Origin of the sequence: Escherichia sp. WS1118, from assembly GCF_046487695.1 — a bacterium.
Lineage (GTDB): Bacteria > Pseudomonadota > Gammaproteobacteria > Enterobacterales > Enterobacteriaceae > Escherichia > Escherichia coli.
Map to the genome: position 1 here is coordinate 254,602 of NZ_JBJQIZ010000004.1, position 13,508 is coordinate 268,109.

Below are 13,508 nucleotides of genomic sequence, written 5' to 3' on the forward strand. Positions count from 1 at the left end.
AGGTGGCAATAGCGTGCCACTATTGAGTAAAGCCAGTCAGGGGAGAGAACATGACGCAGCCATTGGTCGGAAAACAGATTCTCATTGTTGAAGATGAGCAGGTATTTCGCTCGCTTCTGGATTCGTGGTTTTCCTCATTGGGAGCGACAACGGTACTGGCGGCTGATGGGGTGGATGCCCTTGAGTTGCTGGGAGGTTTCACTCCAGACCTGATGATATGTGATATCGCGATGCCACGAATGAACGGGCTTAAACTGCTGGAACATATACGCAACAGAGGTGACCAGACACCAGTTCTGGTGATATCTGCCACTGAAAATATGGCAGATATTGCCAAAGCGTTACGTCTGGGTGTTGAAGATGTTTTGCTGAAACCGGTTAAAGATCTGAATCGCTTGCGCGAGATGGTTTTTGCCTGTCTCTATCCCAGCATGTTTAATTCCCGCGTTGAGGAAGAGGAAAGGCTTTTTCGCGACTGGGATGCAATGGTTGATAACCCTGCTGCAGCGGCGAAATTATTACAGGAACTACAACCGCCGGTTCAGCAGGTGATTTCCCAATGCCGGGTTAATTATCGTCAATTAGTTGCCGCGGACAAACCCGGCCTGGTGCTTGATATTGCCGCACTTTCGGAAAACGATCTGGCATTTTATTGCCTTGATGTCACCCGAGCTGGACATAATGGCGTACTTGCTGCCTTGTTATTACGCGCATTGTTTAACGGATTATTACAGGAACAGCTTGCACACCAAAATCAACGGTTGCCAGAGTTGGGCGCGTTATTGAAGCAGGTAAACCATTTACTCCGTCAGGCCAATCTGCCGGGGCAGTTTCCGCTATTAGTTGGCTATTATCATCGCGAACTGAAAAATCTCATTCTGGTTTCTGCGGGTCTGAATGCGACGTTAAATACCGGCGAACATCAGGTGCAAATCAGTAATGGTGTTCCGTTAGGCACTTTAGGTAACGCTTATTTGAATCAATTGAGCCAGCGATGCGATGCCTGGCAATGCCAAATATGGGGAACCGGTGGTCGGCTGCGCTTGATGTTGTCTGCAGAATGAGCAAACGATAACACGGGCTAAATTTGCATTACCTGCTAATGTCGGCTGGTGGTACTATCGTCGCTATTCGTATAAGTAATTGTCTTAATTATGCTAACTCGCCTCCTTTTCAGAACTTAGCCCCTTCGGGGTGCTGATATACTGGGATGCGATACAGAAATATGAACACGTTCAAAACACGAACAGTCCAGGAGAATTTAAATGGCTGCCATTAATACGAAAGTCAAAAAAGCCGTTATCCCCGTAGCGGGATTAGGAACCAGGATGTTGCCGGCGACGAAAGCCATCCCGAAAGAGATGCTGCCACTTGTCGATAAGCCATTAATTCAATACGTCGTGAATGAATGTATTGCGGCTGGCATTACTGAAATTGTGCTGGTTACTCACTCATCTAAAAACTCTATTGAAAACCACTTTGATACCAGTTTTGAACTGGAAGCAATGCTGGAAAAACGTGTAAAACGTCAACTGCTTGATGAAGTGCAGTCTATTTGTCCGCCGCACGTGACTATTATGCAAGTTCGTCAGGGGCTGGCGAAAGGCCTGGGACACGCGGTATTGTGTGCTCACCCGGTAGTGGGTGATGAACCGGTAGCTGTTATTTTGCCTGACGTTATTCTGGATGAATATGAATCCGATTTATCACAGGATAACCTGGCAGAGATGATCCGCCGCTTTGATGAAACGGGTCATAGCCAGATCATGGTTGAACCGGTTGCTGATGTGACCGCATATGGCGTTGTGGATTGCAAAGGCGTTGAATTAGCGCCGGGTGAAAGCGTACCGATGGTTGGCGTGGTTGAAAAACCAAAAGCGGATGTTGCGCCGTCTAATCTCGCTATTGTGGGTCGTTACGTACTTAGCGCGGATATTTGGCCGTTGCTGGCAAAAACCCCTCCTGGAGCTGGTGATGAAATTCAGCTCACCGACGCAATTGATATGCTGATCGAAAAAGAAACGGTTGAAGCCTATCATATGAAAGGGAAGAGCCATGACTGCGGTAATAAATTAGGTTACATGCAGGCCTTCGTTGAATACGGTATTCGTCATAACACCCTTGGCACGGAATTTAAAGCCTGGCTTGAAGAAGAGATGGGCATTAAGAAGTAACATCCGTATCGGTGTTTTCCACGAAACGGTGTTGAGCAATCGACGCCGTTTTTTTATAGCTTATTCTTATTATATTGTCTTAAACCGGACAATAAAAAATCCCGCCGATGGCGGGATTTTTAGCATGTGCAATCTACAAAAGATTATTGCTTGATCAGGAAATCGTCGAGGGATTTACCTTGCTCATCCATTGCTTTTTTGATTACAGCTGGAGTACGGCCCTGGCCAGTCCAGGTTTTAGTTTCGCCGTTTTCGTCAACGTAGCTATATTTTGCCGGACGCTGAGCACGCTTAGCTTTGGTGCCAGATTTAACGGCAGCAAGGCTATTCAGCAGTTCGTTCGGGTCAATACCGTCAGCGATCAGCATTTCGCGATATTGCTGCAGTTTACGAGTGCGCTCTTCAACTTCAGCAGCAGCCGCGCTTTCTTCTTCGCGACGTTCGTTAACAACAACTTCTAATTTTTCCAGCATTTCTTCCAGCGTTTCAAGTGTACATTCTCTTGCCTGCGCACGAAGAGTACGGATGTTGTTCAGAATTTTAAGTGCTTCGCTCATTGTAGTAATCTCAAACTTATATTGGGGTGGTTTGTTGAGGTAATAATAGAGCCTTAAATTCAGTTGTGCAATAGCCAGGAATGTAAGGAATTCAAAATTGTTCTTTATTTTGTGCCGCCAATAAATATCTTTTCATAAAATTAGCCAGAAAAGACGCGGCATATAGCCCTATTTGCACCGATGATTTCGCAGCACGTGAGGTTAAAACTTCCTGATTCATGTCACATTTTATGGGGAGATAATCGTAGGCTGACGACCTTTCAGTCTTCTGTATTAGTCGTGTTTACGAGAATTCCCTATTAAGCGAATGATGAAAAGTAGAACAGTCGCAATAAGAGCAGGGACTTAGTATTGCACTATCTCCTGGAGGTCAACAGAGGGCTATTACATGCGCAACAGGTTAAAGATTGTGAATAGTTACCGGCAGTCATTTACCCGCTTATAACAAGCGAGGCAGTTGTAATGATAGCTCAGAAGGATTATGCAAGGCTTCGTAAGGGAGAACGCATATACCACTTCTGTGCATACTGTTGAGCTGAAAAACTGACGAATTATGATAAACTCCAGCCAACTTTATTTCATATCATTGAGGGCCTGTGGCTGATGGCACAGCTATATTTCTACTATTCCGCAATGAATGCGGGTAAGTCTACAGCATTGTTGCAATCTTCATACAATTACCAGGAACGCGGCATGCGCACTGTCGTATATACGGCAGAAATTGATGATCGCTTTGGTGCCGGGAAAGTCAGTTCGCGTATAGGTTTGTCATCGCCTGCAAAATTATTTAACCAAAATTCATCATTATTTGGTGAGATTCGTGCGGAACATGAACAGCAGGCAATTCATTGCGTACTGGTTGATGAATGCCAGTTTTTAACCAGACAACAAGTATATGAATTATCGGAGGTTGTCGATCAACTCGATATACCCGTACTTTGTTATGGTTTACGTACCGATTTTCGAGGTGAATTATTTATTGGCAGTCAATACTTACTGGCGTGGTCCGACAAACTGGTTGAATTAAAAACCATCTGTTTTTGTGGCCGTAAAGCAAGCATGGTGCTGCGTCTTGATCAAGCAGGCAGACCTTATAACGAAGGTGAGCAGGTGGTTATTGGTGGTAATGAACGCTACGTTTCTGTATGCCGTAAACACTATAAAGAAGCGTTAGAAGTCGGCTCATTAACGGCTATTCAGGAAAGGCATCGCCACGATTAATAAGAATTTCTTTACTGACAGGGTGAGCAGGGCGCTTTTATCCTGTCAGTTCGTTTTACGCACTTCTTCCGGGCTATACACCCTTCTCGGCAGTTTTTTAACGCCGCTATACGCCTCACAGAGCGCTTATACACCGACATTGGCTTGTAACCTGTAAAGTACAATATCGCTGTGTGTAGGCGTTATACATCGTCGCAAATATGATGAAGGACAATGCTGCCGGTTTATGGAAAAGTTGTTTTGGGAAAACAAAAAACGGCCCCAGAAGGGGTAATGCCAGTCAGTTAAGCAACTGACTGGCTCTTTTTCGGGGCTGTGGGGTATTTCCAGGGCCTCTCCTTTACCACTCTCGGGAAGGCCCTTTCCCTTCTTGTCGGTAATTTCACTGGTTGTCCCATACTTGCAAGATCGCGCATCAGCTCCGGTATACGTCCCGGGGAAGCGTATGGCGTCCGTCATCGACGTCAGCAGATGGCAGACTTTTCCTTTGCGCGTCACGGTCAGCAGGCGGGCTGTCACCTCATTTCCCAGTCCCGGCCACTTTTTTCGTGCCTGCGGGCTGATGTTCAGCTTCACCAGATGATCGCCTTTACCCAGTTTTCTGATCTCTTCATATTGCGCTCCCTTTCTGAGAGGGATCATCCAGTGGCGGTGTTCTCCCGCCAGGCTCCAGGTATTTAACAGTCCTGGTGAGTAATAACCTTTATCCATTAACGTCAGAGTGTTATCGCCGGTTTGTTCTATAAGTTGCTCAGCAAGCTCATTTTCGCTGTTCTTCATCGTGCCGAAGGCTGCAGTCGTCAGCAGATGGCTGGTCAGTTCCATCTGGCAGACCATTTTGACCTGCGGGTAGAGCGCCGAGTTCCCGGCATGTGTCTGGCGGGGGAAGGCTGCATCGTTCTCTGGTGTATCCGGTGTGCGCCAGAACACACCATCGATGGCCAGCAGGGTCAGGCCGCACCAGTGCGGATGCGGCGTGGCGTTATGCCAGAGCTGCGCTGTTTTCGTGAACACGCGGCGGACAGCCTCAATTCCCAGACGCTGGCGGGTCTGAATAACGGCACTGGGGGCAACGAAGGGGCGATTGCCCGGCAGCATGATGTCCAGGCGATTCGCAATCTGGTGAAGAGGTTCTTTACGCTCAAGCGCCATGCCAACAATACACCAGACCATCATTTCGAGGGGAAGACGGCGCTTGTGTAGCGTTACAGTACCTGATTCGGCAAGGCAACGAGAGATGAGTTCGGGGGCGAGGTAATCCCCCAGAGAAGTCAGTGGGTTACGCAGAGAATCGTAACGGGATACCAAATCAAGGGCCTGTCCAATGAGCATAAAAAAATCCGGAAACGAGTGAGCGTTTCCGGATTCTTACACAGCCACTGGATCGGTCAACTGATCCTTAACTGACTGGCATTACCCCTTCTGGGGCCGTTTATGTTGCCAGACAGCGCTACTGATTAAGCGGATTTTTTCGCTTTTTTCTCAGCTTTAGCCGGAGCAGCTTCTTTCTTCGCTGCAGTTTCGCCTTCTACATAATCACGACCGTAGTAGGTATCCAGCAGAATCTGTTTCAGCTCGGAGATCAGCGGGTAACGCGGGTTAGCGCCGGTGCACTGGTCATCGAATGCATCTTCAGACAGTTTATCCACGTTCGCCAGGAAGTCTGCTTCCTGAACGCCAGCTTCACGGATAGATTTCGGAATACCCAGTTCAGCTTTCAGCGTTTCCAGCCATGCCAGCAGTTTCTCGATCTTAGCTGCAGTACGGTCGCCCGGTGCGCTCAGACCCAGGTGGTCAGCAATTTCAGCATAACGACGGCGAGCCTGCGGACGGTCATACTGGCTGAATGCAGTCTGCTTGGTCGGGTTGTCATTCGCGTTGTAGCGAATAACGTTACAAATCAGCAGGGCGTTTGCCAGACCGTGCGGAATATGGAACTGGGAACCCAGTTTGTGCGCCATTGAGTGACATACACCCAGGAAGGCGTTCGCAAACGCGATACCCGCGATAGTCGCTGCACTGTGAACACGTTCACGCGCTACCGGATTTTTAGACCCTTCGTGGTAGGACGCTGGCAGATATTCTTTCAGCAGTTTCAGTGCCTGCAGAGCCTGACCATCAGAGAACTCAGATGCCAGTACAGAAACATAAGCTTCCATGGCGTGAGTTACTGCGTCCAGACCACCGAAAGCACACAGGGACTTCGGCATGTCCATAACCAGGTTGGCGTCGACAATCGCCATATCCGGGGTCAGTGCATAGTCTGCCAGCGGATATTTCTGACCAGTAGTGTCGTCAGTTACAACCGCAAACGGAGTGACTTCAGAACCTGTACCAGAAGTGGTGGTGACAGCGATCATTTTCGCTTTCACACCCATTTTCGGGAACTTGTAGATACGTTTACGGATATCCATAAAGCGCAGCGCCAGTTCTTCGAAGTGAGTTTCCGGATGTTCGTACATAACCCACATGATCTTCGCAGCGTCCATCGGGGAACCACCACCCAGCGCGATAATCACGTCTGGTTTGAAGGAGTTTGCCAGTTCTGCACCTTTACGAACGATGCTCAGGGTCGGGTCAGCTTCTACTTCGAAGAAGACTTCAGTTTCAACGCCTGCTGCTTTCAATACGGAAGTGATCTGATCAGCATAGCCATTGTTGAACAGGAAGCGGTCAGTCACGATGAGCGCACGTTTGTGGCCATCAGTAATCACTTCATCCAGCGCGATTGGCAGGGAGCCACGGCGGAAGTAGATAGATTTCGGAAGTTTGTGCCACAACATGTTTTCAGCTCGCTTAGCAACGGTTTTCTTGTTGATCAGGTGTTTCGGACCAACGTTTTCAGAGATGGAGTTACCACCCCAGGAACCACAACCCAGAGTCAGGGAAGGTGCGAGTTTGAAGTTATACAGGTCACCGATACCACCCTGAGAAGCCGGGGTGTTAATCAGGATACGAGCCGTTTTCATTTTCTGACCGAAGTAAGAAACGCGAGCCGGTTGGTTATCCTGGTCAGTGTACAGGCAAGAGGTATGACCGATACCGCCCATAGCAACCAGTTTCTCTGCTTTTTCTACCGCGTCTTCGAAATCTTTAGCACGGTACATTGCCAGAGTCGGGGACAGTTTTTCATGTGCGAACGGTTCGCTTTCATCAACAACGGTCACTTCACCGATCAGAATCTTGGTGTTTTCTGGTACAGAGAAGCCTGCCAGTTCAGCAATTTTATAGGCTGGCTGACCAACGATAGCCGCGTTCAGCGCACCGTTTTTCAGGATAACGTCCTGAACAGCTTTCAGCTCTTTACCCTGCAACAGATAGCCGCCGTGGGTTGCGAAACGTTCACGTACTGCGTCATAAACAGAGTCAACAACAACAACAGACTGTTCAGAAGCACAGATTACACCGTTGTCGAAGGTTTTGGACATCAGTACAGATGCAACTGCACGTTTGATATCAGCAGTTTCATCGATAACAACCGGAGTGTTGCCCGCGCCTACGCCGATAGCTGGTTTACCGGAGCTGTATGCGGCTTTAACCATGCCCGGACCACCAGTCGCGAGGATCAGGTTGATGTCTGGGTGGTGCATCAGTGCGTTAGACAGCTCAACAGAAGGTTGATCGATCCAGCCGATCAGATCTTTCGGAGCACCGGCAGCGATAGCAGCCTGTAGAACGATATCAGCCGCTTTGTTGGTTGCATCTTTTGCACGCGGGTGCGGGGAGAAGATAATGGCGTTACGGGTCTTCAGGCTGATCAGCGATTTGAAGATAGCAGTTGAAGTCGGGTTAGTGGTCGGAACGATACCGCAAATAATACCGATGGGTTCAGCGATAGTGATGGTACCAAAAGTGTCGTCTTCAGACAGAACACCACAGGTTTTTTCATCTTTATAGGCGTTGTAAATATATTCAGAAGCAAAGTGGTTTTTGATCACTTTATCTTCGACGATACCCATGCCGGATTCGGCAACGGCCATTTTCGCGAGTGGGATTCGAGCATCTGCAGCAGCCAGAGCGGCGGCGCGGAAGATTTTGTCTACTTGCTCTTGAGTGAAACTGGCATATTCACGCTGGGCTTTTTTTACACGCTCTACGAGTGCGTTAAGTTCAGCGACATTAGTAACAGCCATAATGCTCTCCTGATAATGTTAAACTTTTTTAGTAAATCATCTGCTCGAATACGAGAGTATAGTCAGTGCGGTGATGATTTGCTTAACCGATGGAAATCAAAAGCTTACTCGCGCTCACACTCACTGTGATTTACTAAAAGAGTTTAAACATTAGAGTTATTATCTCTAATGCGTCACTTCCAGGTGGCGTAAGCAAGATTACTCACTTCTGGGTACTGATTACGTGATCCAAATCAAAATTTTGCAAAGCTGACACCTTTCAGCATGGCTTTTCGCCATTATAGCTAACAGTTAATAAATTGTAGTATGATTTGTTGGCTACATTAGCATGTTTTGCACAACTAGGTAACAATAACGAATGATAGCAATTTTAAGTAGTTAGGAGGTGAAAAATGCTGTCAAAAGGCGTATTGTCAGTGCGTCTTTTCAACCTTATTTATGGCTAACATTATCCGGCTTTTGCTTCGGAGCTAACCGTGATTCAGACCCTTTTTGATTTTCCCGTTTACTTCAAATTTTTCATCGGGTTATTTGCGCTGGTCAACCCGGTAGGGATTATTCCCGTCTTTATCAGCATGACCAGTTATCAGACAGCGGCAGCGCGAAACAAAACTAACCTTACAGCCAACCTGTCTGTGGCCATTATCTTGTGGATCTCGCTTTTTCTCGGCGACACGATTCTACAACTTTTTGGTATATCAATTGATTCATTCCGTATCGCCGGTGGCATCCTGGTGGTGACAATAGCGATGTCGATGATCAGCGGCAAGCTTGGTGAGGATAAACAGAACAAGCAAGAAAAATCAGAAACCGCGGTACGTGAAAGCATTGGTGTGGTGCCATTGGCGTTGCCGTTGATGGCGGGGCCAGGGGCGATCAGTTCTACCATCGTCTGGGGTACGCGTTATCACAGCATTAGCTATCTGTTTGGTTTCTTTGTGGCTATTGCATTGTTCGCTTTATGTTGCTGGGGATTGTTCCGCATGGCACCGTGGCTGGTACGAGTTTTACGCCAGACCGGCATCAACGTGATTACGCGTATTATGGGGCTATTGCTGATGGCGTTGGGGATTGAATTTATCGTTACTGGTATTAAGGGGATTTTCCCCGGCCTGCTTAATTAATTCCTTTCAAATGAAACGGAGCTGCCATGCTCCGTTTACTTCGTCATTATTTTTACTTTGTTCCTGCGCAGTTATCAAAAGCAAAAGGAATAGGTAAAAATATTCTTCTCAAATTACAGTTAGTTATAGGGATTTCCTTAACTGCTTCTCCTCACCATCATGTTATTTTCGCCACATCATAATCCTAGGCTTGCTGAAGAATAATTGAAATGATATTAGTAATTCCACTGCCTTTGGTAGAGGAAAGTGCTAAATAATAATCAATTGTTAAATTATTGTGCATTTCACTACTGGAACTGTAATCAGAAAAGAGAGACATGCTTAACCAACCTCTATTTGATTGAATTGAAAGATGTTTGTTAAGGCATGGATGCAAGCTATAGATTCTGATACGGTCAATAAAAGAGAATTGCTTAACAATTTTGCAAAATGTATTGGCGAGTAAGAACCGCATTTGGTACTTTCCGGGCAACCGCTAGGCGATTCTTTATTGGTAATGAGAATAATTAACAATTAAAGATCGTCGCGAAAGAATAATGTGTCTCGACAGGGGAGACACAGTACGAATCGACATAAGGTGATCGTCTGAATCACCAGAATAAATAAAGTCGGTGATAGTAATACGTAACGATAAAGTAACCTGACAGCAGAAAGTCTCCGAGCCTGTGCAGGGTCCCAATCCGGGATTACACATGCTGGTTAATACCAGTAATTATAATGAGGGAGTCCAAAAAACAATGACCAACATCACCAAGAGAAGTTTAGTAGCAGCTGGCGTTTTGGCTGCGCTTATGGCAGGGAATGTCGCGCTGGCAGCTGATGTACCCGCAGGTGTCACACTGGCGGAAAAACAAACGCTGGTACGTAACAATGGTTCAGAAGTTCAGTCATTAGATCCGCACAAAATTGAAGGTGTTCCGGAGTCTAATATCAGCCGAGACCTGTTTGAAGGCTTACTGGTCAGCGATCTTGACGGTCATCCGGCACCTGGCGTCGCTGAATCATGGGATAATAAAGACGCGAAAGTCTGGACCTTCCATTTGCGTAAAGATGCGAAATGGTCTGATGGCACGCCAGTTACAGCACAAGACTTTGTGTATAGCTGGCAACGTTCTGTTGATCCAAACACTGCTTCTCCGTATGCCAGTTATCTGCAATATGGGCATATCGCCGGTATTGATGAAATTCTTGAAGGGAAAAAACCGATTACCGATCTCGGCGTGAAAGCTATTGATGATCACACATTAGAAGTCACCTTAAGTGAACCTGTTCCGTACTTCTATAAATTACTTGTTCACCCATCAACTTCACCGGTGCCAAAAGCCGCTATCGAGAAATTCGGCGAAAAATGGACCCAGCCTGGTAATATCGTCACCAACGGTGCCTATACCTTAAAAGATTGGGTCGTAAACGAACGAATCGTTCTTGAACGCAGCCCGACCTACTGGAACAACGCGAAAACCGTTATTAACCAGGTAACCTATTTGCCTATTGCTTCTGAAGTTACCGATGTCAACCGCTACCGTAGTGGTGAAATCGACATGACTTATAACAACATGCCGATCGAATTGTTCCAGAAGCTGAAAAAAGAGATCCCGGACGAAGTTCACGTTGATCCATACCTGTGCACTTACTATTACGAAATTAACAACCAGAAACCGCCATTTAATGACGTGCGTGTGCGTACCGCACTGAAATTGGGTATGGACCGCGATATCATTGTTAATAAAGTGAAAGCGCAGGGCGACATGCCCGCCTATGGTTACACTCCACCATATACTGATGGCGCAAAATTGACTCAGCCGGAATGGTTTGGCTGGAGCCAGGAAAAACGTAACGAAGAAGCGAAAAAACTGCTGGCTGAAGCGGGTTATACCGCAGACAAACCGTTGACCATCAACCTGTTGTATAACACCTCCGATCTGCATAAAAAGCTGGCGATTGCTGCCTCTTCATTGTGGAAGAAAAACATTGGTGTAAACGTCAAACTGGTTAACCAGGAGTGGAAAACGTTCCTCGACACCCGTCACCAGGGCACTTTTGATGTGGCCCGTGCAGGCTGGTGTGCAGACTACAACGAACCAACTTCCTTCCTGAACACCATGCTGTCGAATAGCTCAATGAATACCGCGCATTATAAGAGCCCGGCCTTTGACAGCATTATGGCGGAAACGCTGAAAGTGACTGACGAGGCGCAGCGTACAGCTCTGTACACTAAAGCAGAACAACAGCTGGATAAGGATTCGGCCATTGTTCCTGTTTATTACTACGTGAATGCGCGTTTGGTGAAACCGTGGGTTGGTGGCTATACCGGCAAAGATCCGCTGGATAATACCTACACCCGGAATATGTACATTGTGAAGCACTAATGGCAATACGTGGGGCAGGAGTGTCCTGCTCCACGGTGTCTGATTTTTATCGCATTACAGAAGGCACAGGCCAGAAGGTAGGGCAATGTTAAAATTTATTCTACGTCGCTGTCTGGAAGCGATTCCGACGCTATTTATTCTTATTACTATTTCGTTCTTTATGATGCGCCTCGCTCCGGGCAGTCCTTTTACCGGCGAACGTACTTTACCACCGGAAGTGATGGCCAATATCGAAGCGAAATATCATCTTAATGATCCGATCATGACACAGTATTTCAGCTACCTGAAACAACTGGCGCATGGCGATTTCGGTCCATCGTTTAAATATAAAGATTATTCGGTCAATGACCTGGTTGCATCCAGTTTTCCCGTTTCTGCCAAACTGGGAGCCGCAGCATTTTTTCTTGCGGTAATACTGGGTGTTAGTGCTGGCGTTATTGCCGCATTAAAGCAAAACACCAAATGGGACTATACCGTGATGGGGCTGGCAATGACCGGGGTTGTTATCCCCAGTTTTGTGGTTGCGCCATTATTAGTCATGATATTTGCGATCATTTTGCATTGGCTGCCGGGCGGTGGCTGGAATGGTGGAGCGCTTAAATTCATGATATTGCCAATGGTGGCGTTATCACTCGCCTATATCGCCAGTATTGCGCGTATTACCCGTGGCTCTATGATTGAGGTTTTACACTCCAACTTTATTCGTACTGCCCGGGCGAAAGGGTTACCTATGCGGCGGATCATTTTACGCCACGCATTAAAACCTGCTCTGTTACCCGTGCTCTCCTATATGGGGCCCGCATTTGTCGGCATTATTACCGGTTCGATGGTCATCGAAACCATTTATGGTTTACCGGGGATTGGGCAATTGTTCGTTAATGGCGCATTGAACCGTGACTATTCCTTAGTGTTAAGTCTGACCATTCTGGTTGGCGCGTTAACCATTTTGTTTAATGCCATTGTCGATGTGCTATATGCGGTTATCGACCCGAAAATCCGTTACTGATACTGGAGCTCGCGATGATGTTAAGTAAGAAAAACAGCGAGACGCTGGAAAATTTCAGTGAAAAGCTGGAGGTCGAAGGGCGCAGCTTGTGGCAGGACGCACGTCGACGTTTTATGCATAACCGTGCGGCGGTTGCCAGTCTGGTAGTGCTGGTGCTGATCGCGTTATTTGTAATTCTGGCACCGATGCTTTCGCAGTTTGCCTATGACGATACTGACTGGGCGATGATGTCCAGCGCCCCGGATATGGAGTCCGGTCACTACTTTGGTACTGACTCATCCGGTCGCGACCTGCTTGTGCGCGTTGCGATTGGCGGGCGTATCTCACTCATGGTCGGTGTTGCTGCGGCACTGGTGGCAGTGGTCGTGGGGACACTTTATGGTTCGCTTTCCGGTTATCTGGGCGGTAAAGTGGATTCGGTAATGATGCGTCTGCTGGAAATCCTCAACTCCTTCCCATTCATGTTCTTCGTCATTTTGCTGGTGACCTTTTTCGGTCAAAACATCCTGCTGATTTTCGTGGCGATTGGCATGGTTTCCTGGCTGGATATGGCTCGTATTGTGCGTGGGCAAACCCTGAGTCTGAAGCGCAAAGAGTTTATTGAGGCGGCACAAGTTGGCGGTGTATCGACGCCGGGCATTGTTATTCGCCACATTGTGCCGAACGTACTCGGTGTGGTGGTGGTCTATGCGTCGCTTCTGGTGCCCAGCATGATCCTCTTTGAATCTTTCCTTAGCTTCCTGGGATTAGGTACGCAAGAGCCGTTAAGCAGCTGGGGTGCATTGCTGAGTGATGGCGCGAACTCGATGGAAGTCTCTCCATGGTTACTGTTGTTCCCTGCGGGATTCCTCGTGGTAACGCTGTTTTGTTTCAACTTTATCGGCGATGGCTTGCGTGATGCCCTCGACCCGAAAGATCGTTAAG

Annotated in this window: 10 protein-coding genes and 1 pseudogene; 8 read left to right on the top strand and 3 right to left on the bottom strand. The window is 47.4% G+C overall.

Annotated elements, in window-relative coordinates:
* The first annotated feature begins 50 nt into the window (after positions 1–50).
* A complete protein-coding gene (gene rssB, locus ACJHYO_RS09560) occupies positions 51–1,064 on the top strand; it encodes a two-component system response regulator RssB (RefSeq protein ID WP_000193451.1) in 1,014 nt (337 codons plus the stop codon).
* Between the two features lie 201 nt (positions 1,065–1,265).
* Positions 1,266–2,174: a UTP--glucose-1-phosphate uridylyltransferase GalU gene (galU, locus tag ACJHYO_RS09565; protein WP_000718995.1), complete on the top strand. Its 909-nt coding sequence runs from the start codon at positions 1,266–1,268 to the stop codon at positions 2,172–2,174.
* 143 nt (positions 2,175–2,317) lie between these two features.
* Here galU and hns read toward each other — a convergent pair whose 3' ends face one another.
* Positions 2,318–2,731, bottom strand: a complete 414-nt coding sequence (hns, locus tag ACJHYO_RS09570; protein ID WP_001287378.1) for a histone-like nucleoid-structuring protein H-NS — start codon at positions 2,729–2,731, stop codon at positions 2,318–2,320.
* Between the two features lie 603 nt (positions 2,732–3,334).
* Here hns and tdk point away from each other — a divergent pair.
* Complete coding sequence (gene tdk / locus ACJHYO_RS09575) at positions 3,335–3,952, top strand: thymidine kinase (RefSeq protein ID WP_001764447.1); 618 nt, start codon at positions 3,335–3,337, stop codon at positions 3,950–3,952.
* A gap of 284 nt (positions 3,953–4,236) precedes the next feature.
* Here the strand turns inward: tdk and ACJHYO_RS09580 are convergent.
* Positions 4,237–5,284: pseudogene (locus ACJHYO_RS09580) on the bottom strand (IS4 family transposase).
* A 125-nt stretch (positions 5,285–5,409) separates the two neighbouring features.
* Positions 5,410–8,085, bottom strand: a complete 2,676-nt coding sequence (gene adhE / locus ACJHYO_RS09585; protein WP_000301660.1) for a bifunctional acetaldehyde-CoA/alcohol dehydrogenase — start codon at positions 8,083–8,085, stop codon at positions 5,410–5,412.
* Between the two features lie 392 nt (positions 8,086–8,477).
* Between adhE and ychE (ACJHYO_RS09590) the strand changes: the two genes are divergently transcribed.
* From ychE (ACJHYO_RS09590) to oppC, 5 genes are all read left to right on the top strand, one after another.
* Complete coding sequence (ychE, locus tag ACJHYO_RS09590; RefSeq protein ID WP_212735952.1) at positions 8,478–8,531, top strand: hypothetical protein; 54 nt, start codon at positions 8,478–8,480, stop codon at positions 8,529–8,531.
* Positions 8,532–8,561: 30 nt separating this feature from the next.
* Positions 8,562–9,209 carry an NAAT family transporter YchE gene (gene ychE, locus ACJHYO_RS09595; RefSeq protein WP_000616773.1) on the top strand — a complete coding sequence of 216 codons (648 nt, stop codon included), beginning with the start codon at positions 8,562–8,564 and terminating at the stop codon, positions 9,207–9,209.
* Positions 9,210–9,946: 737 nt separating this feature from the next.
* Positions 9,947–11,578 (top strand): oligopeptide ABC transporter substrate-binding protein OppA, encoded by a 1,632-nt coding sequence (gene oppA / locus ACJHYO_RS09600; RefSeq protein ID WP_001297114.1) that lies wholly within the window; start codon positions 9,947–9,949, stop codon positions 11,576–11,578.
* 85 nt (positions 11,579–11,663) lie between these two features.
* Positions 11,664–12,584, top strand: a complete 921-nt coding sequence (oppB, locus tag ACJHYO_RS09605) for an oligopeptide ABC transporter permease OppB (protein WP_000911112.1) — start codon at positions 11,664–11,666, stop codon at positions 12,582–12,584.
* A 14-nt stretch (positions 12,585–12,598) separates the two neighbouring features.
* A complete protein-coding gene (gene oppC, locus ACJHYO_RS09610; RefSeq protein WP_000979665.1) occupies positions 12,599–13,507 on the top strand; it encodes an oligopeptide ABC transporter permease OppC in 909 nt (302 codons plus the stop codon).
* Position 13,508 lies beyond the last annotated feature (1 nt).

What these genes read in the sequence shown, in the direction of transcription:
- rssB (WP_000193451.1), top strand. Translation starts at nt 51, where the DNA reads ATGACGCAGCCATTGGTCGGAAAACAGATTCTCATTGTTGAAGATGAG.
- galU (WP_000718995.1), top strand. Translation starts at nt 1,266, where the DNA reads ATGGCTGCCATTAATACGAAAGTCAAAAAAGCCGTTATCCCCGTAGCG.
- hns (WP_001287378.1), bottom strand. Translation starts at nt 2,731, where the DNA reads ATGAGCGAAGCACTTAAAATTCTGAACAACATCCGTACTCTTCGTGCG.
- tdk (WP_001764447.1), top strand. Translation starts at nt 3,335, where the DNA reads ATGGCACAGCTATATTTCTACTATTCCGCAATGAATGCGGGTAAGTCT.
- adhE (WP_000301660.1), bottom strand. Translation starts at nt 8,085, where the DNA reads ATGGCTGTTACTAATGTCGCTGAACTTAACGCACTCGTAGAGCGTGTA.
- oppA (WP_001297114.1), top strand. Translation starts at nt 9,947, where the DNA reads ATGACCAACATCACCAAGAGAAGTTTAGTAGCAGCTGGCGTTTTGGCT.
- oppB (WP_000911112.1), top strand. Translation starts at nt 11,664, where the DNA reads ATGTTAAAATTTATTCTACGTCGCTGTCTGGAAGCGATTCCGACGCTA.
- oppC (WP_000979665.1), top strand. Translation starts at nt 12,599, where the DNA reads ATGATGTTAAGTAAGAAAAACAGCGAGACGCTGGAAAATTTCAGTGAA.